Source organism: Oceanicola granulosus HTCC2516, from assembly GCF_000153305.1.
Lineage (GTDB): Bacteria > Pseudomonadota > Alphaproteobacteria > Rhodobacterales > Rhodobacteraceae > Oceanicola > Oceanicola granulosus.
The window spans coordinates 95,374-114,999 of record NZ_CH724107.1 but is presented as its reverse complement, the minus strand read 5'-3'; the positions used below and the strand labels follow the sequence as shown (position 1 = coordinate 114,999).

At 72.1% G+C, this 19,626-nt stretch carries 17 protein-coding genes; 3 read left to right on the top strand and 14 right to left on the bottom strand.

Annotated features, from left to right (window positions below; genetic code table 11):
- Positions 1–165: 165 nt before the first annotated feature.
- Entirely contained in the window at positions 166–1,008 is an 843-nt protein-coding gene (locus OG2516_RS00565) for an aspartate dehydrogenase (protein WP_007253633.1), read from the top strand.
- Between the two features lie 10 nt (positions 1,009–1,018).
- Here the strand turns inward: OG2516_RS00565 and OG2516_RS00560 are convergent, their stop codons facing one another.
- The 8 genes from OG2516_RS00560 to OG2516_RS00525 are packed head-to-tail and all read right to left on the bottom strand — an operon-like array spanning position 1,019 to position 9,540.
- Positions 1,019–2,113 (bottom strand): NADH:flavin oxidoreductase/NADH oxidase, encoded by a 1,095-nt coding sequence (locus OG2516_RS00560; protein ID WP_007253632.1) that lies wholly within the window; start codon positions 2,111–2,113, stop codon positions 1,019–1,021.
- Positions 2,113–2,865 carry an SDR family NAD(P)-dependent oxidoreductase gene (locus OG2516_RS00555; RefSeq protein ID WP_007253631.1) on the bottom strand — a complete coding sequence of 251 codons (753 nt, stop codon included), beginning with the start codon at positions 2,863–2,865 and terminating at the stop codon, positions 2,113–2,115. The genes OG2516_RS00560 and OG2516_RS00555 overlap by 1 nt, the downstream gene beginning before the upstream one ends.
- On the bottom strand, positions 2,862–3,611 hold the full coding sequence (locus OG2516_RS00550) for an SDR family NAD(P)-dependent oxidoreductase (protein WP_007253630.1): 750 nt from the start codon (positions 3,609–3,611) through the stop codon (positions 2,862–2,864). The genes OG2516_RS00555 and OG2516_RS00550 overlap by 4 nt, the downstream gene beginning before the upstream one ends.
- Positions 3,608–4,420 (bottom strand): polysaccharide deacetylase family protein, encoded by an 813-nt coding sequence (locus tag OG2516_RS00545; protein ID WP_007253629.1) that lies wholly within the window; start codon positions 4,418–4,420, stop codon positions 3,608–3,610. Before OG2516_RS00545 ends, OG2516_RS00550 begins: the two co-directional genes overlap by 4 nt.
- A 53-nt stretch (positions 4,421–4,473) precedes the next feature.
- On the bottom strand, positions 4,474–6,066 hold the full coding sequence (locus tag OG2516_RS00540) for an ABC transporter substrate-binding protein (protein ID WP_007253628.1): 1,593 nt from the start codon (positions 6,064–6,066) through the stop codon (positions 4,474–4,476).
- Complete coding sequence (locus tag OG2516_RS00535; protein ID WP_007253627.1) at positions 6,063–7,724, bottom strand: ABC transporter ATP-binding protein; 1,662 nt, start codon at positions 7,722–7,724, stop codon at positions 6,063–6,065. Before OG2516_RS00535 ends, OG2516_RS00540 begins: the two co-directional genes overlap by 4 nt.
- A complete protein-coding gene (locus OG2516_RS00530; protein WP_007253626.1) occupies positions 7,721–8,563 on the bottom strand; it encodes an ABC transporter permease in 843 nt (280 codons plus the stop codon). The genes OG2516_RS00535 and OG2516_RS00530 overlap by 4 nt, the downstream gene beginning before the upstream one ends.
- Positions 8,560–9,540, bottom strand: coding sequence for an ABC transporter permease (locus tag OG2516_RS00525; RefSeq protein WP_007253625.1), 981 nt, complete (start codon positions 9,538–9,540; stop codon positions 8,560–8,562). The genes OG2516_RS00530 and OG2516_RS00525 overlap by 4 nt, the downstream gene beginning before the upstream one ends.
- A gap of 186 nt (positions 9,541–9,726) precedes the next feature.
- Between OG2516_RS00525 and OG2516_RS00520 the strand changes: the two genes are divergently transcribed.
- Complete coding sequence (locus OG2516_RS00520) at positions 9,727–10,497, top strand: IclR family transcriptional regulator (RefSeq protein ID WP_007253624.1); 771 nt, start codon at positions 9,727–9,729, stop codon at positions 10,495–10,497.
- A 15-nt stretch (positions 10,498–10,512) separates the two neighbouring features.
- Here OG2516_RS00520 and OG2516_RS00515 read toward each other — a convergent pair whose 3' ends face one another.
- A complete protein-coding gene (locus OG2516_RS00515; protein WP_050769093.1) occupies positions 10,513–12,870 on the bottom strand; it encodes a penicillin acylase family protein in 2,358 nt (785 codons plus the stop codon).
- Positions 12,871–12,983: 113 nt separating this feature from the next.
- Here OG2516_RS00515 and OG2516_RS00510 point away from each other — a divergent pair, with 113 nt between their 5' ends.
- A complete protein-coding gene (locus tag OG2516_RS00510) occupies positions 12,984–14,549 on the top strand; it encodes an acetolactate synthase large subunit (RefSeq protein ID WP_040614857.1) in 1,566 nt (521 codons plus the stop codon).
- A gap of 12 nt (positions 14,550–14,561) precedes the next feature.
- Here the strand turns inward: OG2516_RS00510 and OG2516_RS00505 are convergent, their stop codons facing one another.
- From OG2516_RS00505 to OG2516_RS00485, 5 genes are read right to left on the bottom strand one after another with little or no spacing between them, the layout of a single operon-like run.
- Positions 14,562–15,725, bottom strand: coding sequence for a hypothetical protein (locus OG2516_RS00505; RefSeq protein ID WP_007253621.1), 1,164 nt, complete (start codon positions 15,723–15,725; stop codon positions 14,562–14,564).
- A gap of 46 nt (positions 15,726–15,771) precedes the next feature.
- A complete protein-coding gene (locus OG2516_RS00500; protein WP_007253620.1) occupies positions 15,772–16,752 on the bottom strand; it encodes an ABC transporter ATP-binding protein in 981 nt (326 codons plus the stop codon).
- Positions 16,742–17,752: an ABC transporter ATP-binding protein gene (locus OG2516_RS00495; protein WP_007253619.1), complete on the bottom strand. Its 1,011-nt coding sequence runs from the start codon at positions 17,750–17,752 to the stop codon at positions 16,742–16,744. The genes OG2516_RS00500 and OG2516_RS00495 overlap by 11 nt, the downstream gene beginning before the upstream one ends.
- Entirely contained in the window at positions 17,749–18,690 is a 942-nt protein-coding gene (locus OG2516_RS00490) for a succinylglutamate desuccinylase/aspartoacylase family protein (RefSeq protein WP_007253618.1), read from the bottom strand. Before OG2516_RS00490 ends, OG2516_RS00495 begins: the two co-directional genes overlap by 4 nt.
- A gap of 39 nt (positions 18,691–18,729) precedes the next feature.
- Positions 18,730–19,623, bottom strand: coding sequence for an ABC transporter permease (locus OG2516_RS00485; protein ID WP_007253617.1), 894 nt, complete (start codon positions 19,621–19,623; stop codon positions 18,730–18,732).
- Positions 19,624–19,626: the final 3 nt, after the last annotated feature.

The window sequence follows — 19,626 nt, the reverse complement described above, 5'->3', positions numbered from 1 at the left end:
TGCGCCGAGTGGTACGGACAGCGGGAGCTGAAACAAAGCGATTTTATCGCCAGCCGGACGTGAGAAAAAGTCCTGCGAGGAGCGCCTGCCATGACCGGAGCGCCGGGCGAACCGGGAGCAGAACTCATTTGCCCCGACGCGTGGCGGGTGGTCTGAGTGGCGCGGATGGACAGCAGCGAGGCGGAGCGGATGCGGGGCGAGAGGTTGAGGGTGGCCGTCGGGGGCTTCGGCGCGATCGGCAAGCCGGTGGTGCGGGCGCTGCACGAGGGCATCGACGGGCTCGAGCTGACGGCCGTTTCAGCGCGCGACACCGGGCGGGCCGAGACGTGGATGACGCGCGAGCTCGGCCGGGCCTACCCGGCGATGCCGCTCGCGCGGCTCGGCGAGGTGGCGGACGTGGTGGTCGAGTGCGCGCCGCCGCAGCTGCTCGGCGAGCTGGCGCGGCCGGTGCTGGAGGCGGGCAAGGTCGTGGTCGCGCTGAGCGTGGGCGCGCTCCTGAGCAACCCCGACCTCGTGCCGCTCGCCGCGCGGACCGGCGGGCGCATCCTCGTGCCGTCGGGCGCGCTGCTCGGGCTCGACGCGGTGCAGGCGGCCGCGCAGGGCGAGATCGAGAGCGTCACCATCGTCACCCGCAAACCGCCCGAAAGCCTGCGCGGCGCACCGGCGATCGAGGCGATGGGCCTCGATCTCGACACCCTGCGCGAGCCGGTGCGCTGCTTCGCGGGGCCGGCGTCGGAGGCGATCTCGAGCTTTCCCGCCAACCTCAACGTCGCCGTCGCGCTCGGCCTCGCCGGGTTCGGGACGGAGCGGACGATGCTCGAGGTCTGGGCCGACCCGGGCGTCAGCCGCAATACGCACCGGATCAGCGTCACGTCCGACAGCTCGAACTTCACCATGCAGATCGAGGGCATCCCGATCGAGGAAAACCCGCGCACCGGGCGGCTGACGCCGCTGAGCGTGATCTCGACCCTCAAGCGGCTCACCGCCCCGCTGGTGATCGGCGCCTGACGCGCCCGCCCTACCGCCCCCAGGTCGGGCGGTACGCGGTCGTGGCGCCGAAGCGGTATTGCGGCGCGACCTCGAGCGGGACGCCGAGCTCCTCGGCGGCGTGCCAGGGCCAGCGGGGATCGTTGAGGATGCCGCGGCCGAGCGCGACGAGGTCGGCTTCGCCGCCGGCGACGATGGCCTCGGCGTGCTGCGGCGCGCGGATCAGGCCGACGGCCATCGTCGCGATGCCGACCTCGCGGCGGATGCGCGACGCGACCGGCACCTGGTAGCCCGGCCCGACCGGGATCTGCGCGAAGCCGTTGCCGCCGCTCGACACGTCCACGAGGTCGCAGCCGTGCTCCCTCAGCGCCCGCGCCAGCGCGACGGCCTCGTCGGGGTGGATGCCGCCCTCGATCCAGTCCGTGCCGTTCAGCCGCACCGCCACCGGCACCGTCTCGGGCGCGGCGGCGCGCACCGCGTCGAGCACCGCGAGCGGCAGGCGCATCCGGTTCTCGAGCGAGCCGCCCCAATGGTCGGTGCGGCGGTTGGCCAGCGGCGAGAGGTAGGACGACAGCAGGTAGCCGTGCGCGGCGTGGATCTCGATCGCCTGCATCCCCAGCCGGACGGCGCGGCGGGTCGCGGCGGCGAAGTCGTCGACCACCTGCGCGATGTCGGCCTCGCTCATCTCGTGCGGCACCGGCCAATCTTCTGCGAAGGGCACCGCCGATGGCCCGACCACCTGCCAGCCGCCGTCGCCCGGCGCGAGGTGGCCCTTGCCCTCCCAAGGCTTCAGCACCGACGCCTTGCGCCCCGCGTGGGCGAGCTGGATGCCGATGGCGATGTCGGAGACGGCGCGGGCCTTGGCCACGCCGGCGGCGATGGCGGCCTCCTGCGCGTCGTTCCAGAGACCGAGGCAGCCCGCGCTGATCCGCCCCTCGGGCGAGACGCCGGTGGCCTCGATCATCAGCAACCCCGCCCGCGACAGCGCCAGCTGCCCCCAATGGAGCTCGTGCCAATCCCCCGCCAGCCCGTCCTCGGCGCTGTACTGGCACATCGGCGCGATCACGATGCGGTTGTCGAGCTCGGTGTCGCGCAGGTGGAAGGGCGTGAATAGCCGGGCGGTCATCAGGTGGGTTCTCCGGTCGGATCATGGGGAAAGCGGCTTCGGGTGGTGGCCCAGCCGCCGTCGACGTTGAGGGTGACGCCGCTGACGAAGCGGGCGTCGGGTGAGCAGAGGAACGACACCGCCCCGGCCACGTCCTCGGGGCGCCCCGGCCCCGGCAGCGGCGTGCCGTCGAGCATCAGGAGCCGGTAGGCCGGGTCCTCGAGCAGCCGCCGGGTCAGCGCGGTCTCGATCAGCCCCGGCGCGACCGCGTTCGCCCGGACGCCCCGGGGCCCGTAATCCACCGCCATCTGGCGGGTCAGCCCCTCGATGCCGGCCTTCGAGGCGGCGTAGGCGGCGGTCGTGCGGAAGCCGAGCTGGCCGTAGACGGAGGCGACGTTGACGAGGCTCCCCCCGCCGCCGGCGATCATCTCCGGCAGCGCCGCGCGGGCGAGGCGGAAGCCCGCGCCTAGATTGACGTCGAGGATGCGGCTCCAGCTGGCGTCGTCGGTCTCCGCCGCCGCCTTCGCGCCGCCGATGCCGGCATTGTTGACGAGCGCCGCGAGCCGGCCCGCGCGCTGCGCCGCCGCGACCAGCCGCGCGGGGGTTTCCGGATCGGCGATGTCGGCGACGACATCCTCGCGCCCCTCCGCCGCGTCGGCGAACGCCGACAGGTCGCAGGCCACCACCGCGAAGCCGTCGGCGAGCAGGCGCGCCGCGATGGCCTGCCCGATGCCGGCGGCCGCGCCGGTGACGATGGCGACGGGGCGGCTCATGCCAGCCGCCCGCCGTCGACCGGGAGCGCGACGCCGGTGGTGAAGGCGCTCGCGTCCGACAGCAGCCAGAGCACCGCCTCGGCGACCTCCTCTGGCCGCCCGAGCCGCCCCAGCGGGTGCAGCCCGATCAGCCGCGCCCGCCGCGCCTGGGCGTCGGGGCCGTCGGTGGTTCGTTCGAACATCTCGCTGTCGATGGAGCCGGGGCAGACGGCGTTGACCCGGATGCCCTCGGGGGCGAGCGACAGCGCCAGCGAGCGCGTCATCGAGACCACCGCCGCCTTCGACATCGCGTAGACCCCGAGCTGCGCCGAGCCGAACAGCCCGGCCGTCGAGGCGATGTTGACGATCGCCCCGCCCGTCGCGGCGCCCGCGCGGCCCGCGCGGATGGAGCGCACCGCGGCCTGCGCGCAGGCGAGGCTGCCGCGCACGTTGAGCGCCATGACCCGGTCGAGCGCATCCGGCGCGACGCTCTCGAGCGGGCCCGACGGCCCCTCGATCCCGGCGCTGTTGACGAGGCCTCCGACCGGCCCGATCCGCTCGAACAGCTCCGCCACGGCGGCGCTGTCGGTGACGTCGAGCGCATGGCCCTCGCCGCCCACCTCGCGCGCCAGCGCCCCGGCCGCCGCGCCGTCGAGGTCGAGCAACACCGGTACCGCTCCCGCCGCCGCCAGCCGCCGCGCGGTGGCGCGGCCGAGCGCGCCGGCGGCGCCGGTGATGGCGATGCGCCGCCCGTCGAGGCCGCTCATTCCGGGTTGGCCGCCGCCCAGGCGGTGGCGACGTCGTGACCGGTGGCGATCCAGGCGTCGCTGTGGGCGGTGATGTGCTCGATGATCCGGTGCAGCAGCTTCAGCCGCGACGGCCGGCCGGTGAACTGGGGGTGCATCACCAGGTTGAACAGCCCGCCCATCTCGTGGATCGCGTCGAACTCGTCGCGCCAGATCTGGAAGATGTCGTCGTTGCTGCGGATCGGCCGCGGCGCCTGGATCGCGAAGATCATGTAGGGGGCGTCGTCCGACGACCAATGCCAGGGCAGCTCCACCGGCCCGGGCCGGCCGTCGGGCATCCGGTGGCGGTAGGGGGTGATGTCGGTCATCAGCGAGCTGTCGTAGAGCAGCCCGAACTCGTCGATCAGCGCCACCAGGTTGGCCGAGGTCTCGCCCGCCGGCGAGCGGTAGCCCGTGGGCGTGATCCCGGCGACCTTGTCGAGCGCGGCGAGGCCCTTCTCGAAGGCGGCGCGCTCCTCGTCGGGCTTCGACGGGTCGATCCACTCGTGCAGGTAGCCGTGATGGCCGATCTCGTGGCCAGCCTCGAGGATGGCGTGGATCCGGTCGGGGTACTTCTCCGCCGTCCAGCCCGGCGTGTAGAAGGTCGCCGGCAGGTCGTGGTCCTTCAGCACCTTCAGGATCTCGGGCACGCCCCGCTGGGCGCCGTAGATGCCCTGCGACAGCACCCCCGGCTTGGTGGCGTTGGCCGGATCGCGCGACAGCCACAGAGTCTCGGCGTCGAAGTCAAAGGTGAGCATGACGGCGCTCTTGGCGCCATTGGGCCAGTTCATCGCGAACCTCCGTGGCAGGATGCCGCCCCCGGCCGGGCCGGGAGCGGCGAGGGTCACTCCGCGGCGAGCTTCGCCTTGCGGTAGGTCTCGTTGGTGCCGATCGCCGAGACGATGACGTCCTCGTAGCGGGTGTCGAGCAGCGTCGGGAAGTCGACCTCGACCAGCCACGCCATGGGCACCTCGTCGGTGAGGATCTGCTGCACCTCGGTATAGGCCGCCTGCCGCTCCTCGTCGGTCACGCCGTGCGCGCTCTTCTCGAACAGCGCGTCGACCTGCGGGTTCGAATAGCCGGTGCAGTTGGAGTAGGCGACGCCCTGGCGGATGTTGGACGAGATGAAGAACCGCGCCACGCCGAGCGCCGGATCGCCGAACTGGTAGGGGTAGTTCGAGGTCATCTGGAAGTCCCAGTTGGCGTAGCGCTGGGTCCAGGAGGCCGGGTCGGAGGGCTCGATCTCGACGCGGATGCCGATCTGGCCGAGCTGCTGCTGCACCATCTCGGCGAACCGCGCCCAGGTCTCGCCCCAGGGCAGGCGCAGGAAACTGACCGTGGTGCGCACGCCGTCGCCGTCGGGCGTCAGGCCCATCTCGTCGAGCAGCGCCTCGGCCTGCTCGAGGTTGTAGTCGTAGGTGGTGACGTCGTCGCTGTAGAAGCGCGTCCGCTTGCTGATCGGGCCGGTGGCGGGGACGCCGAGGCCGAAGAAGATCGCGTCCGCGAACAGCTGGCGGTCGAGCGCGTAGTTGACGGCCTTGCGGAAGCGGACGTCGTCGAACGGCGCGACGCGGTTGTTGAACTCGATCCGCGCGACGGGGGCGTAGAACTCGTAGCCGCGCGAGATCAGGTCGAGATGCGGCAGCTCGGCGAGGCGGGGCACGTCGAACAGCTCGATGTCGAAGAACTGCGACTGCTGCACCTGGCCCTGCTCGAGCGCCACCGCGCGGGCGCCGGCGTCGGGCAGGATCGGGAACACCAGCTCCTCGAGATGCGGCTGGCCTTCGCCGTGGTAGTCGGGGTTGCGCTCGAGGCGGATGAACTGGCCGCGGCTCCACTCGGCGAGCTTGAATGGCCCGGTGCCAACGGGCGTGTCGTTGTTGGGGTTCGTGCGGTAGTCGGTGCCCTCGTAGAGGTGCGCCGGGATCATCGGCGCGGTCGACATCTCGAAGCCCATCAGGAACGGGCCGAACGGCTGCTTGAGGGTAAAGCGGACGGTGTGGTCGTCGAGCGCCTCGATGGTCTCGCAATTGCCGAAGATGACGCGGGCGCGCGGGTGCACCTCCATCAGGAAGTCGCGGCAGGTGAAGACGACGTCGTGCGCGGTGAACGGCGTGCCGTCGTGCCAGGTGGCGTTCTGGACGAGGTTGAACGTGTAGACGAGGCCGTCCTCGCTCATCTCCCAGCTCGTCGCCAGCCCGGGCTGCGGGTTGAAGTCGAAGTCGAAGGTCAGCAGGCTTTCGTAGATCTTGCCCGCCACGGTCTGGGTCGAGCCGTTCTGGTCGAGGCCGATGAACAGCGTCGGCGGCTCGGGGAAGGCGATGATGTTCATCGAGCCGCCGTCGGCCCCCTGCGCGCGCACGGCCGCCGGCAGGATGCCGGCGAGGACGCCGGCGGCGGTGGCCTTGAGCACGCTCCGTCTGGTCAGTCTCGTCATGTTGTCGCTCCTTGCTGGACTGGGATGGGGTGCGTTGGCGTCGCCCCCTGTTGCGGATCGCCGTGCCAGCTGCGGCCGGGCACGGCGCCGAGAAGTTCCTGCGTGTAGGCGTGGGCGGGCCGGGAGAAGACCTCCGTCACCGGCCCCTGCTCCACGATCTTGCCGCGATGCAGCACAACGACCCGGTCGCAGATGTTGGACGCGACGCGCAGGTCGTGGGTGATGAACAGCATCGCGAGGTCGAACTCGTCGCGGATCTCGCGCAGCAGCTCGAGCACCTGCGCCTGCACGCTGACGTCGAGCGCCGAGACCGCCTCGTCGGCGACCAGCAGGTCGGGCTCGACGGCGAGGGCGCGGGCGATACCGATGCGCTGGCGCTGGCCGCCGGAGAATTCGTGCGGATAGCGCGTCGCCGCGCCCGCATCGAGGCCGACCCGCTCCAGCAGCCGCGCCATGCGCCGCTCCGCCTCGGGGCGCGGCACCTTGTGGGCGAGCGGGCCGGCGAGGATCGAGCGGCCGATCGTGTGGCGCGGGTTGAGCGAGGCGAACGGGTCCTGGAAGACCATCTGCGCCCGGGTGCGGTAGTCGAACAGCGCCCGCCCCGTCGCGTGCGCGATGTCCTGCCCGTCGAAGCGCACCTCGCCGGCGTCGACCGACGCGATGCGCAGCAGGCATTGGCCGATGGTCGACTTGCCCGAGCCGCTCTCGCCGACGAGGCCGAGCGTCTCGCCACGGCGGATGTCGAAGCTGACCCCGTCGACGGCCCGCACCTCGCGCACGCCCCGGACCAGCCCGCCGCTGCGGTAGATCTTGGTCAGCCCGCGCACCGACAGGATCGGCGCGTCGCGCGATTCGTCGGCCTGCGTCTCGCGGAAGCGCGGCACCGCGCCGATCAGCTTTTTCGTGTAGGGATGCTCCGGCGCGCCGAGGACGCGCTCGATCGGGCCGGTCTCGACCACCTCGCCGTTCTGCATGACCGCGACCCGGTCGGCGATGTCGGCGACGACGCCGAAATCGTGGGTGATGAACAGCACGCCCATGCCCCGGTCGCGCTGCAGGTCGCGGATCAGGCCGAGGATCTGCGCCTGCGTGGTGACGTCGAGCGCCGTGGTCGGCTCGTCGGCGATCAGGATGTCGGGCTCCATCGCCAGCGCCATCGCGATCATCACCCGCTGGCGCTGCCCGCCCGACAGCCGGAACGGATAGCGCTTCACGATCGACTCGGGATCGGGCAGCCCGACGGCGCGGACCAGCTCCTGCACCCGCCCCGCGCGCTCGCGCGCCGGCACGCCGTGCGCCTCGAGCACCTGCTCGATCTGCACGCCGATGGTGGCGACCGGATTGAGCGAGGTCATCGGCTCCTGGAAGATCATCGAGATGCGGTCGCCCCGCAGCCGGCGCATCCGCCGCTCCGACAGGGTCAGCAGATCCTCGCCCTCGTAGCGCACCCGGCCCGACGTGATGCGCAGCTGGTCCGATGGCAGCAGGTTCATCACCGCCGAGGCCGTGATCGACTTGCCCGACCCGCTCTCGCCGACGATGCAGAGCACCTCGCCCCGCGCCAGCGTCAGCGACACGTCGCGCACCGCGTGGGCACGCTCGCCGCCGCCGGGCAGCGCCACGGTGAGGCCCTCGATGGAGAGCAGCGGCGCGCTCATCGCCGCCCCCGCCGCGCCAGCCGCGGGTTGAAGGCGTCGTTGAGCGCCTCGCCGAGCAGGTTCAGCGCCAGCACCACCAGAAGGATCACGAGGCCGGGAAAGAAGCTCATCCACCAGGCCTGGCGGATCACCGTGCGCGAGGCGCCGATCATGTAGCCCCAGCTCATCCGGTTGGGATCGCCGAGCCCGAGGAAGCTGATCGCCGCCTCCGTCAGGATCGCCGAGGCGACCATCAGCGAGGCCATCGCGATCACCGGCGAGAGCGTGTTGGGCAGGATCTGGGCGACGATGATGCGGCCGTGGCTCTCGCCGAGCACGGTGGCGGCGCGCACGAAGTCGCGGTTGCGCAGGCTGGCGACCTCCGAGCGCACCAGCCGCGCCACCGGCGGCCAGCTGACGATGCAGATCGCGATGATGATCGACAGCATCGAGGGCGACAGGATCGCCACCATCAGGAGCGCGAAGACGAAGGTCGGGATGGTCTGGAAGAACTCGGTGACGCGCATCAGCACGTCGTCGATCCAGCCGCCGAAATAGCCCGCCAGCGCGCCGATCACGATGCCGATCACGACCGCCGCCACCGTCGAGGCGAGGCCGACGATCAGCGACATCCGCGCCCTGTAGGCGAGCCCGGCGAAGATGTCGCGGCCCAGCATGTCGGTGCCGAGCCAGAATTCGGGGTCCTCGAACGGCGGCAGGAACGGGCGCGTCGCCATCGCCCAGGGATCGCGCGGGAACAGCATCGGCGCGAAGATCGCCGACAGGGTGGCGACGAGCAGGATCGTGAAGCCGATCAGCGCCTTGGGATCGCGCGACAGGCGGCGCAGGGTCGGGTTCATGCCGCCGCCCCGATCCGCGGGTCGACCAGCCGGTAGAGCAGGTCGGTGATCATGTTGAACACGACCACCATGATCGAGGTGACGAAGAAGACGCCGAGCAGCACCTGGTAGTCGCGCTGCAGCAGCGCGTCGAAGGCGAGCCGGCCGATGCCGGGCCAGCCGAACACCGTCTCGGTGAGGATCGCGCCGCCGACGAGCTGGCCGGCCTGGATGCCGGCGAGGGTGATGATCGGCAGCAGCGCGTTGCGCAGGATGTGGCTGCGCACCATCCGCCGCCGCGGCAGGCCCATGGCGCGGGCGGTGCGGACATAGTCCATGTCGCGCACCTCGAGGATCGAGGCCCGGGTCATCCGCGCGTAAACGGCCATGTAGAACAGCCCCAGCGTCGTCGCCGGCAGGACAAGGTGGCGGGCGACGTCGACGACGTACTCCCAGCCGGTAAAGCGCGCCCCGACCTGGGTCATGCCGAAGGCCGGCAGCCAGTCGAGATAGACCGAGAACAGCAGGATCGACATCAGCCCCACCCAGAACAGCGGCGTGGCGTAGAACAGCAGCGACACCACCGAGACGATGAAGTCGAGCGCCCGCCCGGCATTGAGCCCGGCGACCATGCCCATGAGCACGCCGCCGATCAGCGCGATGGCGAAGGCGGTGCCGGTCAGCAGCAGCGTCGCGGGGAGTCGGTCGAGGATCAGCTCGCTCACCGGCATCCCTTGACGGTAGGAAAAGCCGAGATCGCCCTGCAGCACGCCCGACACGTAGCTCCACGCCTGCGCCGGCAGCGGCTTGTCGAGGCCGAACTGGGCGCGCAGCTGCGCCATGAACTGCTCGTCCGCCGCACCCGCCTGCCCCGCCATGACGCTCGCCGGATCGCCGGGCGCGAGGCGGATCAGCACGAAGTTCAGCAGCACGATGGCGAGCACCACGCCCACCGCCTTCGCCAGGCGCAGCAGCACCGAGAGCACGAGCCGGGTCATGCCGCCGCTCCTCTGGGCAGGCGCCGGCGGATCGGTGCGAGGGATGGGAAATGAGGCAAGATGCTTCCGTCGGTTTTCATTCTATGGTATCGACTAGCGATACGATCGTTTCGTTTATACGTTAGGTACAATCTGCGGGCGCGTCAATCGCGCCGAGCCCCAGGGGTCCGGAACAAGGAGAGACAGGTGCGCAACGACCAGGCCGACGACGTCGACAACCGCCTTTTCCTGAAGTCGGTGGCGCGGGCGCTGCACGTGCTCGAGGCCTTCGGCCGCCACCCGCACCCGCTGTCGCTGCGCGAGATCGCCGAGGCCGCCGGGATCGACAAGAGCGCCGCCCAGCGTGTCGCGCAGACCTTGCTGACGCTCGGCTATCTCGAGCGAGCCGGCAACGACGCGGGCCTGCTGCCCGGCAAGGCGCTGCTCGACCGTTCGTTCGATTACCTGCGCACCAATCCCCTCATCGAACGCGCCGCGCCGGTGCTGTCGCAGCTGCGCGCGACGGCGCGCGAGCGGGTCGACCTGAGCCTCTTCGACGGGACGACGATCATCTACGCCATGCGACTGCAGAGCAAGCGCGAGACCTTCTACGCCACCCTCGCCGGCCGCCGCATCCCGACCTTCAGCTCGTCGGGCGGCCGCGCCTGCCTCGCCCGGCTCGACGAGGCGGAGGCGCGCGACATCGTCGAGCGCTGCGACCGGCAGGCCCAGACGCAGAAGACCATCACCGACGTCGACGCCGTCATGGACAAGGTGCGCGAGGCGCGCGCCGACGGCTATGCCTGCGCGCTCGAGGAGAGCCTGATCGGCGAGATCGTCCTGTCCGCCGCCGTCACCGACCTCGCCGGACGGCCGCTCGGCGCGATCCACATCGCCGGCTCGCTCGCCGAGTGGGACGAGGACGACTTCCGCCGCCGCTTCGCCCCCCACGCCATCGCGGCCGCCAAGGCGCTCTGACCCCACGCCCCCGCCTCAGCCGCCGCCCGGCACTAGCCGCAGCAGCGTCTCGGTCGCCGCGTCGACGGCCTCGCGGCTGTAGAGCAGCGGGTGGTAGATGCCCGCCTGCCAATCCTGCGCGAGGTCGGCGTAATGCGCGTCGCCCGGCACGCCGGACTGCCCCGGCAGGTTGACGAAGACGGATTTGTCCCAGTCGCCCACGTCCACCACCAGCCGCACCGACGGCCCGGTGATCGCGGTGAAGTCGCCGACGCGGTAGTTGGCGTAGTTCGGCGTCGAGCCCGAGCCGCCGATTTCCATCGCCGGCAGCGACCAGTCCGCCGCCGCGCCCACCTGCGCCAGCGGATGCTCGAGCGGCAGCCGGTGCAACGCGCCCCAGCGCCAGTCCGCCGGGTCCGCGCCGAACCGCTCGGCCGCGTCGGCCCACGCGGCGGCGAGCGTGCTCGAGACGATGGCGTCGCGCTCGGCCGCGCTGCCGAGCCAGTGCTCGGGCCGCTCGATGGTGTCGAGCACCGACTGGATCGCGCCGGGCCACAGCAGGCCGATCGCCGCCCCCTCCCGCGCCACGGCGCGGAACAGCGCCGGCTTGAGGTGGCGCGTCACCCACAGCTCGAACAGCAACGCGGGCGAGGACTCCGCGCGCGCCTGCGCGTCCCACGCCGCCAGGTGCGCGGCGGCCACCTTCGCGTCGTCGCCCTCCAGCGTCATCCCGGTCAGCGCCCGCTGCATCCGCGCGGCGGCCTCGGAATGGACGTCCATCTGCAGCGCGCAGGCCTCGGCGACGCCGTGCGTCTCCTGCCGCCCGAGCACGTCGTGGAGCCGCTCGGCCCGGCTGCGGTCGACCCACTCGTAGCCGATGGCCCGCGCCTCGTGATCCCAACCGTCGGGGAGGTTCATCTCGTTGGCCGTCGCGAGGAAGCCGCGTTCGGGGTTCAGCGCGTGCGGCAGCTCGTCGAGCGACAGCATCCCGCGCCACTCGTAGCGCCCGTCGCCCGGCACCGGCAGCAGCCCGTTCCACCCCGCGCGCACCGGCGTCATCCCGACCGCCTGCCAGCCAATGTCGCCGGTGACGTCGGCGTAGAGGTGGTTGATCGACGGCGTCCCCCAGCCCCGCAGCGCCTCGCGGTAGCTGTCCCAGCTCTTCGCCCGCATCACCGACAGGCTCGCCATGTAGGGCGCCGCCCCCGGCTCGCTCCAGACCGTGCGGATCGTGAAGGCCCGCCCGGCATCGCGATGGACCACCGGACCGTGGCAGGTGAATTCCAGCCGTCGCGACTGCGCCGGATGGCCGCGCACCGCGAACGTCTCCTCCACCACCTCCATCTCGCGCCACCCCTCGCCGTAGGCGTAGCGCAGCGGCGCCTCGGGGTCGGTGCGGCAGACGAGCACGTCCTCCTGGTCGGCCCCGAAGATGGTGATCGAGAAGGCACTGTGCCCGTTATGACCGAGCGCGATCCCCGGCACGCACGGCTCGCCGGCGCCGATCACGTCGAGCCCCGGCGCCGACAGGTGAACCATGTAGCGCACCGAGGGCAGCGCGTGGGTGCGGTGCGGGTCGCTCGCCATGAGCGGCCGGCCGCTCCCGGTGCGCGTCCCCGCCACGGCCCAGTTGTTCGACCCCTGGCTCTCGCTCTCCGCCACCACGTCGCCGAGCGGGCTGATCGCGCGCCAGAGCGGCGCCTCCTCGAGCGTCGCCGCCAGCCGCTCGGGGCTGAAGCTGACCGGCGCGATGGCGAGGCGGAAATCCTCGATGGCCGCGAGCGGGATGTCCTCGGGCGGCAGGGCCGGATCGAAGCCGGGCGCCACCGGCGGCTCGAGGTCGGCGCGCATCCGGTCGGCCAGCTCGCCCGCCCCGGCCAGCGTGCGCGCGCGCAGCACCTCGCTCAGCGCATTGCGGGTCAGGCAGTGCGAGCGGATCCGCACCACGTCCTCCGCCGCCCAGCGCGCGGGCCGCGTATCCATCAGCTCGAACTCCGGCGGCAGCGGCACCGCCCCGGCCTCGGCGGCGTCGATGTAGGCGTTCACCCCCGCGGCGAACGCGGCGCAAATCGCCTCGGCGTCGGGCGCATAGGCCGCCCACTCCGCCGCCATGTCGCCCCGGTAGAGAAACAGCCGCGCCGCGCGGTCCTGCTCGAGGTAGCCCGGCCCGAAATCGGCCGCCAGCAGCCCCAGCCCGCGCTTGCGCCACAGGTCGATCTGCCAGAGCCGGTCGCGCGCCGCGTTGAAGCCCTGCAGCAGGAACAGGTCAGCCTGCGTCCGCGCCCGCAAGTGCGGCACGCCCCAGCGGTCGACGGCGATCTCCGCCTCGGCGGCGAGCCCCGACACACGCACCTCCTGCACCCGTGCCTCGCTATCTGCCACCTTGTCCCGCATGACCTGCTCCGACCGCCGCACCGGACCGGGCCACCGCGCCGCATCCGGATCATTTACAACCGCGTCGAATTGCTATGCAATACGACAGGATCGAAAGTAACAGGGTGAGCTTCATGTCGTCCACCGACAATTCCGCCAACGGCGCGCAGCGTCTCTGCGACGCGCTGCTCGAGAGCGGCGTCGATACCTGCTTCGCCAACCCCGGCACCTCCGAGATGCATTTCGTCGGCGCGCTCGACGCCCGGCCCCGGATGCGCTGCATCCTCGGGCTGGCCGAAGGCGTCGTCACCGGCGCGGCCGACGGCTATGGCCGCATGGCCGACAGGCCCGCGGCGACGCTGCTGCATCTCGGCCCCGGCCTCGCCAACGGGCTGTCCAACCTGCACAACGCCCGCCGCGCCCGCACGCCGCTGGTCAACGTGGTCGGCGAGCACGCGACCGACCACCTCGCCCTCGACCCGCCGCTCGCGAGCGACATCGACAGCCTCGCCGCGCCGATGTCGAACTGGGTGCGCCGCGCCGTGCCCGGCGGCGACGTCGGCCACGATGCCGCCGAGGCGGTGGCCGCCGCGCGCGACACGCCCGGCATCGCGACGCTGGTGCTGCCCGCCGACGTCGCCTGGTCGCCCGCGCCCGGCGGCCCGCTTCCCGCCGCCGCACCGCCCGCCGCCGACGCGCCCGCCGGAGACCGCCTCGCCGCCGCCGCCCGCGCCATCGCCGCCGGGCCGGGCACCCTGCTGCTGCTCGGCGGTCGCGCCCTGCGCGCGGCCCCCGCCCTGCTCGCCCAGCGCCTCGCCGCCGCCACCGGCGCCGGCGTCCTCGCCGAGACCTTCAACGCCCGCATCGAGCGCGGCACGGGACGCGCGCCCATCGCGAAGCTGCCCTACCCCGTCGCGCTCTCCACGGAGGTGCTGCCCAGATACGAGCGCATCGTGCTGATCGGCGCCGAGCGCCCCGTCGCCTTCTTCGCCTATCCCGGCAAGCCCGGCCTGCTCTACCCCGAGGGCTGCGAGATCGTGCCGCTCGTCGATCCCGGCAGCGAAGCGCTGCCCGCCCTCGAGGCGCTGGCCGAGCGTCTTGCCCTCGGCGACGTCCCCGCCGCCGCGCCCGCGCCCGAGCCACCCCCCGACGACGCGCCCCTCACCCCCGACATCGCCGCCGGCCTCGTCGCGCGGCACCTGCCCGAGGACGCCGTCGTCGTCGACGAATCCGTCACCTCCGGCCGCGCCTTCTTCGCCGAGAGCATGGCCGGGCCGCGCCACGACTACCTCCAGCTTACCGGCGGCTCCATCGGCATTGGCCTGCCCCTCTCCGCCGGTGCCGCCGTCGCCTGCCCCGGCCGCCGCGTCGTGACGCTGCAGGCCGACGGCAGCGCCATGTACTCGCTGCAGGCCCTCTGGACCCAGGCCCGCGAGCGGCTCGACGTGACGACGGTGATCTTCTCCAACCGCAGCTACGCGATCCTGAAGGGCGAGATGGCCAATGTCGGGCTCGAGAATTACGGCGACGCCGCCGCCCGGATGATGAGCCTCGACGACCCTGCCCTCGACTGGTGCGCCCTCGCCCGCGGCCACGGGGTCGAGGCCGCGAGGGCCGCGACCGCCGGTCAGCTCGGCGACCTGCTGCGCCAGTCGTTCCGCCAGGGCGGTCCGTTCCTGATCGAGGCCTGCCTCGGCTGACGGCCGGCAGGGTCAGGCCGCGGCGGCGGCCAGCGTCGTGGGGGTGTGCATCTCGTCATAGAGGGTGCGCACGACGCGCGGGCGCTCCCAGTCGCGGGTGGCGTCGAGGAAGCGGCGCACGGCGTCGTCGCCGCACCAGTAGGCGAACAGGAACGGGGCGCGCAGCTCGTGCGACAAGAAGGCGAGCCGCCGGGTCATCGGGTGAACGTCCATGAACGACGGCCCCGCCACGGCCCGCGCGGCCTCCTCGATGCTCTTGCCCTCCTCGAAGACCATCCACGCCGCGTTGCACCGGAGCGCGCTGCGGGTGCGCTGGAGCGCGAGACCGGCGATGTCCTGCGGCCCGTCGATCCAGTCGAGCAGAGCGATGCCATTGTCGGCGATCCCCTCGAACAGCGGGCTCGAGGCGGAGTTCGTCACCACCTGCGCCCCGTCGAGCGGCATCTCCCCGGCCGCCACCAGCGCCTCGCGCCGGGCGAGGTGGACGAGGTGGCCGGGGAACGCCTCGTGGGTGGCGAGGTGCTTGAGATCGGCCTCGGTGTAGCGGAACTCGAGGTTGAGCCAGACATGGCGGCCGGGATAGTCGCAATAGGCAGAATAGGGCTTGTCGTGGACGCCTGCGGGCTCGGTCCAGTCGTCGCCGATGTCGACCACGAGCCGGCGCGAGCGGGCCTGCGCCTCGCGCTGGATCGCCGCGAGCCGGGCGATCACCTCGGCCTCGGGCACGGTGGTGTCGTCCTCCCAGCGGCGCACATCCTCAGCGAGGTCTCCGGAGCGGTAGCCGAGCGCGTCGAGGGCGTCGGCGAGCTCGGTGCGGTAGCCGTCGAGGATGGCCTGCGGGATCGGCTCGGGCGCGACGCGGAGCTGGTCGCGCAGGCGCTCGGCGAAGCCGATCCGCTCGCCGGCGAACATGCGCGCCAGCGAGGCGAGCGACTGCGTCATCTCGGTGAGCCAGCCGACCCGGCCGGCCTCCTCGGCCTCGGCGGGCACCCGCGCGAGCAATGCCGCGATGGCGTCGTGGGCCTCGGACCAGTCACGCAGCGGGCGCGGCGCGACCTCGGCGACGGCGACCGGGATCAGCCCCTCGGCGTTGAGCGTGGACTGCTCCGTCAGCTGCGCGCGGTAGAGCGCGTCGATGCCGGCGGTCAGCTCGGCGAGGTCGGTTCCGATGGTCATTGGTACTCCTGAGGGGCGCGAGGAAGAGCGGGTCGACCGCGGGGTCTCATCTGTGGTGGCAGGCGACGGTGCGGCCGTCCGCGCGCGGCGTCAGCGGCGGCTCGATTTCGGCGCACTCGGCGGTGGCGAGGGGGCAGCGGGTGCGGAAGGCGCAGCCCGAGGGCTTGGAGGTGGCCGAGGGGACGTCCTCGGAGCTGGCGGCGAAGTCGTGGCGGTTGCGCGGGTCGAGCGAGGGCGTCGAAGACAGCAGCAGCTCGGTATAGGGATGCGTCGGGTTGGCGAAGAGCGCGTCGCGCTCGGCCATCTCGACGATCTTACCCAGGTACATCACCGCGACCTTGCGGCTGATGTGCTCGACCACGCCGAGGTCGTGGCTGATGAACAGGAACGACACCCCGAGCTCGGCCTGCAAATCGTTGAGCAGGTTGAGGATCTGCGCCTGCACGCTGACGTCGAGGGCGGAGACGGGCTCGTCGCAGACGATCACGTCGGGGTTCAGCATCAGCGCCCGGGCGATGCCGATGCGCTGGCGCTGGCCGCCGGAGAACTGGTGCGGGTAGTTCGCCGCCTGGTCGGGGCGCAGCCCGACCCGGGCCATCATCTCGAGCACCTTCGCGGGGCGCTCGCTGGCCTTGCCGATGCCGTGGATGTCGAGCGGCGCGCGCAGGATGTCGCGGACCCGCTGGCGCGGGTTGAGCGAGGAGAACGGGTCCTGGAACACGATCTGCATCCGCTGGCGGTAGCGCTGCAGGCTCGCGCCGCGCTCGGTGCCGACGCGCTTGCCGTCGAAGGTGACCTCGCCGGCGCTGGCCTCGACCAGCCCGGCGAGCGCCAGGCCGGTGGTGGACTTGCCGCAGCCGGATTCGCCGACGAGGCCGACGGTCTCGGCGCGGCCGATGTCGAAGCTGACCCCGTCGACGGCGCGCACCGTGCCGACCTGGCGCTGGAACACGCCCTGGCGGATCGGGAAGTGCACCTTGAGGTCGCGCACCGAAAGGAGCGGCGCGGCGGGCGTATCAAGCGGCATCGTCTACCCTCCAGCAGGCGGCGCGGTGGCCGGGGCGGTGGTCCTCGAGCGGCGGCCGCTCGGCGCGGCACTTGTCGATGGCGAGCGGGCAGCGCGGGGCGAAGGCACAGCCCCGCGGCAGGTTCCAGAGCGCCGGCACGGTGCCGGGGATGTCGGTGAGCCGGCCGTCGCCGCCCTCGGCCCGGCCCTTGGGGATCGCGCCCATCAGGCCGCGGGTATAGGGGTGCAGCGGGCTGTCGAAGAGGTCGGTGATTGTCGCCTCCTCGACCCGGCGGCCGGCATACATCACGATCACCCGGTCGGCGGTCTCGGCGACCACGGCGAGGTCGTGGGTGATCACCACCACCGCGGTGCCGTGCCGGCGCTGCAGGTCGCGCAAGAGCCCGAGGATCTGCGCCTGCACGGTGACGTCGAGCGCGGTGGTCGGCTCGTCGGCGACGATCACGGACGGGTCGCAGGCGAGCGCCAGGGCGATCATCGCCCGCTGGCGCATGCCGCCCGAGAGCTCGTGGGGATATTGCTGGGCGCGGCGCTCGGCGTCGGGCATCTGCACGCCCTTGAGCGCCGCGACCGCCGCCGCCCAGGCCGCCTTGCGGCCGAGGCCGCGGTGGCGGGCGAGGGTCTCGGCGATCTGCGCGCCGACCTTCATCACCGGGTTCAGCGCGGTCAGCGGCTCCTGGAAGATCATCGCGATGCGGTCGCCGCGGATGTCCTCGGCCTGCCGCTCGCTGAGCGCCAGGAGGTCGGTGTCGCCGACCCGGATCGCGCCCTCCGCCACCCGCGCCCCGTCGGGGAGCAGGCGCAGCAGCGACAGCGCGGTCATCGACTTGCCGCAGCCCGACTCGCCGACGATGCAGAGCGTCTCGCCCGGCGCGACCGCCAGCGAGATGTCCTCGACCACGTTGAAGCCGCCGTCGTCGGTGGTGATGCGCACGGTGACGCCCCGCACGTCGAGCGCGGGGGCGTCGGCCGGCGCCTGGCTGACCGCTGGCGCGCTCACGCGGTGGCCCCCTCCATGTTGCCGACCATCCAGCCGTAATCGCCGGCCTCGACGATGTTGCGGGTCAGGTGGCCCATGATCATGATTCCCTCGTCGAAGGGACAGGTCGCCTCCTCGAGCACCTCGAAGGTGTAGGGGCTGACGACGCGGAACAGCGGGTCGCCCTTCTTCATGGTCTCGCCGAGCGGCGGCGACAGCGGCTCGATCCAGCCGCCCTTGGTGGGGCGGATGCCGGCGATTTCGTTGACCACGACCTGCGCCGGCGGTGCGGTCTCCTCGCCCTCGATCACGCCCTTGTGGCGCAGCATGTTGAGCACGCCGGCCTTGATCCGCTCGATGTAGGGGGTCTGGTCGACGATGCCGCCGCCGAGCTCGATCACCGCGGCGGAGACGTCGCGGGGCATGGTGACGTCCTTGGTGGTGCCGCCGAACTTGGTGCCCTGCTTGCCGTCGTCGGGGCGGTAGAGCAGCTTGGAACCGAAGGCGCGGCTGAGCCCCTCGTCGTTGAGCAGGTACATGTAGTCCACGGTCGGCCGGTCGGTGCCGGAATGCAGGTCGATGTGGATGTCGATCTTGCCCAGGAAGTGCTCGGTCAGGGCGGCGGCGAGCTGCTGGGAATAGGTGCCGTTCGGGTCGCCCGGGAACTGGCGGTTGAGGTCGAGGTGATCGATCGGCGAGAACCGGGCGTTGACGCGCATCGCCGAGGGGTTGGCCACCGGCAGCAGCCGGATCGTGCCCTTGATCCGCTGCTCCTTGAGCAGGTGGTAGAGGTCGACGATGGTCTGGCTGCCGCAATTCTCGTTGCCGTGGATCGAGGCCGAGATGCCCACCAGCGGCCCGTCCTCCTCGCCCACCAGGTCGGTCATGTGCAGCAGCGCGGCGCTGCCGTCGGCGAGCGTGGTGAACTGCGGCGTGTGGCGGATGATGTCTTTGACCATGTGGTCCTCCTAGTCTTGTCTCTTTGGGGGCAGGCGCGCTCAGGCGCCGCCGCGGGTCTGTCGGCGGGGGTCGAGCACGTCGCGCAGCCCGTCTCCCAGCAGGTTGAAGCCGAGCACCGTGACCATGATCGCGGCGCCGGAGATGATCGACATCCACGGCTCGTCGCGGATGAAGCGGGTGCCGTAGGACAGCGACCAGCCCCAGGTCGGCGCCGGCGGCGGCAGGCCGAAGCCGAGGAAGCTCAGCGCGCTCTCCCAGATGATCGCGGTGCCGAGGCCGAGCGAGGCGAGCACGATGATCGGCCCGAAAGAGTTCGGCAGGATCTCGCGAAACAGGATCCGCGGCCAGGAGGCGCCGAGCGCGCGGGCGGCCTGGACGTAGTTCTGCTCGCGCAGCGACAGAGTGGTGGAGCGCACGACGCGGGCGTATTCGGTCCAGCTCACCACGATCAGCGACAGCGCCACGTTGACCAGCCCGGGCCCCATGACCGCGACGATCGCCAGCACCAGCACCAGCGGCGGGAAGCCGAGGAAGATGTCGGTGATCCGCATCAGGAGCAGGTCGACCCAGCCGCCGAAATAGCCCGAGACGAGCCCGACCACGGTGCCGATGATCGCCGAGGCGGTGACCGCGATCAGCGCGATGGAGAGCGAGATCCGCGCCCCCGCCACCAGCCGGCTCCAGAGGTCGCGGCCGAAATTGTCGGTGCCGAGCCAATGCGCCGCGGAGGGGCCGGAGAAGCGGTTGGCCATGTCCATCTGGGTCAGGTCGTGGGTCGCCACCAGCGGCGCGAAGATCGCCAGCAGGCAGATCGTCAGGGTGATCGCCGCGCCGATCAGCAGCGAGGCGTTGCGCAGCGGCTTGGGCAGCCGCACCCGGCGGGCGCGGCGGGGGCCTTCGGCGGGGATGGCGGGCTCGGTCGCGTCGGTCATGGC

Excerpts from the sequence above, each read along its gene's own strand:
- OG2516_RS00565 (WP_007253633.1), top strand. The coding sequence starts at position 166 with ATGGACAGCAGCGAGGCGGAGCGGATGCGGGGCGAGAGGTTGAGGGTG.
- OG2516_RS00560 (WP_007253632.1), bottom strand. The coding sequence starts at position 2,113 with ATGACCGCCCGGCTATTCACGCCCTTCCACCTGCGCGACACCGAGCTC.
- OG2516_RS00555 (WP_007253631.1), bottom strand. The coding sequence starts at position 2,865 with ATGAGCCGCCCCGTCGCCATCGTCACCGGCGCGGCCGCCGGCATCGGG.
- OG2516_RS00550 (WP_007253630.1), bottom strand. The coding sequence starts at position 3,611 with ATGAGCGGCCTCGACGGGCGGCGCATCGCCATCACCGGCGCCGCCGGC.
- OG2516_RS00545 (WP_007253629.1), bottom strand. The coding sequence starts at position 4,420 with ATGAACTGGCCCAATGGCGCCAAGAGCGCCGTCATGCTCACCTTTGAC.
- OG2516_RS00540 (WP_007253628.1), bottom strand. The coding sequence starts at position 6,066 with ATGACGAGACTGACCAGACGGAGCGTGCTCAAGGCCACCGCCGCCGGC.
- OG2516_RS00535 (WP_007253627.1), bottom strand. The coding sequence starts at position 7,724 with ATGAGCGCGCCGCTGCTCTCCATCGAGGGCCTCACCGTGGCGCTGCCC.
- OG2516_RS00530 (WP_007253626.1), bottom strand. The coding sequence starts at position 8,563 with ATGAACCCGACCCTGCGCCGCCTGTCGCGCGATCCCAAGGCGCTGATC.
- OG2516_RS00525 (WP_007253625.1), bottom strand. The coding sequence starts at position 9,540 with ATGACCCGGCTCGTGCTCTCGGTGCTGCTGCGCCTGGCGAAGGCGGTG.
- OG2516_RS00515 (WP_050769093.1), bottom strand. The coding sequence starts at position 12,870 with ATGCGGGACAAGGTGGCAGATAGCGAGGCACGGGTGCAGGAGGTGCGT.
- OG2516_RS00510 (WP_040614857.1), top strand. The coding sequence starts at position 12,984 with ATGTCGTCCACCGACAATTCCGCCAACGGCGCGCAGCGTCTCTGCGAC.
- OG2516_RS00505 (WP_007253621.1), bottom strand. The coding sequence starts at position 15,725 with ATGACCATCGGAACCGACCTCGCCGAGCTGACCGCCGGCATCGACGCG.
- OG2516_RS00500 (WP_007253620.1), bottom strand. The coding sequence starts at position 16,752 with ATGCCGCTTGATACGCCCGCCGCGCCGCTCCTTTCGGTGCGCGACCTC.
- OG2516_RS00490 (WP_007253618.1), bottom strand. The coding sequence starts at position 18,690 with ATGGTCAAAGACATCATCCGCCACACGCCGCAGTTCACCACGCTCGCC.
- OG2516_RS00485 (WP_007253617.1), bottom strand. The coding sequence starts at position 19,623 with ATGACCGACGCGACCGAGCCCGCCATCCCCGCCGAAGGCCCCCGCCGC.